Genomic DNA, 1,092 nt, shown 5'->3' with positions numbered 1-1,092 from the left:
GCGGACGCGGCGAGGACGATGCACAGTTCGGGCAGCGTCACCCCGTCCGCCCGCCAGGCGCGCCTGGGAATGGATGTCATGGCCAACATCGCACCTCCGGGTGTTCCGCGCCCTGGTGCCCGGTACTGTCGAGCGTCAGCGCGCCGCAATCGGGATCGCGGAAGCGCATGTCGACGCGGACCGTGCCGGGACGGGCGCGGATCTCGACGCAGTCCCCGATCTCGCGGCCGGGACAGGCATGCGCGTCGAGCTCGTAGGCGCTGGCGGCCGCGCTCGAGCCCGACCACCACGCGAAGCCGTCCGCGCCGGGCTCGGTCGCCGAGAACTCGACATACGTTTGATGCTGGAGCCGGTAGCGCTCCTGGCGCTGCATGGCGTCGATCAGCGCCACCTGGCCCTCGACGCGCCTGACGCGCACGGTGTAGCCGGCGTAGGACGGGTACGCGAGCGCGCCGAGGATGCAGACGATGGTCAGGACGATCATCAGTTCGACGAGCGTGAATCCCGCGTCATGGCCGGGTACGGGCGTGCAGCTCGTCCCAGTTCGCGATCTCGCGCCAGCCGATCCGGCCGGCCGGAAGCCGGCGCTCCGGCGGCCGGGACGGCTGCCCATCGCCGTTGCCGCCGCCGCGTGCGTCCTCGTTGCCATTGTCATGTCCTTCATCATCGTCGTTTCCATGTCCGTGATCGCCACCGGTACCACCCGCCGGCGGCGGCACCCGGACCAGTGACTGCAATACGACCCGCGTCGACGTCCGGGTCCCGAAGCCGATGGCCGTGACGCGATAAAAGCTGCCCAGTTGCGCCGTCGCCCCCGCCGGCGCGATCCTTTCGATGACGTAGGCCGGCAGCCGCGCGGTCAAGCCCCCACGGCCGGTCGCCAGCACGGCGCCCGTGAACCGGCCATAGGGCACGAGCGCCGGGTTGCCGGCGTTCGCGAGGTCGAGCGCCTGCCACGCCGGCGGCGAACGCTCGCGGCACAGCCCAAGGTCGTCCGCGCCGCGGCCGCAGTCCTCCGCGAACGCGTGGCCGCCCGCGGGACCGAAGTGCGCGGTGCGCTCCGCCGGCACGCCGGCCGCGCCGGCAATGTCG

2 protein-coding genes are annotated in these 1,092 nt (G+C 72.4%); both read right to left on the bottom strand.

The window, feature by feature from the left end; all coding sequences use genetic code 11:
• Nucleotides 1–76 precede the first annotated feature (76 nt).
• Nucleotides 77–613 (bottom strand): type IV pilin protein, encoded by a 537-nt coding sequence (locus tag ACEN88_RS32425; protein WP_413346339.1) that lies wholly within the window; start codon nt 611–613, stop codon nt 77–79.
• A partial coding sequence (locus tag ACEN88_RS32420) for a pilus assembly protein (protein ID WP_413346338.1) occupies nt 510–1,092 on the bottom strand: 583 nt, incomplete at its 5' end. The genes ACEN88_RS32420 and ACEN88_RS32425, both read right to left, overlap by 104 nt.

Source organism: Massilia sp. CT11-108 (genome assembly GCF_047302915.1).
Classification (GTDB): domain Bacteria; phylum Pseudomonadota; class Gammaproteobacteria; order Burkholderiales; family Burkholderiaceae_D; genus Telluria; species Telluria orientalis.
Note: the sequence above shows the minus strand (reverse complement) of the source record. Positions and strands in the feature narration are given on the sequence as shown.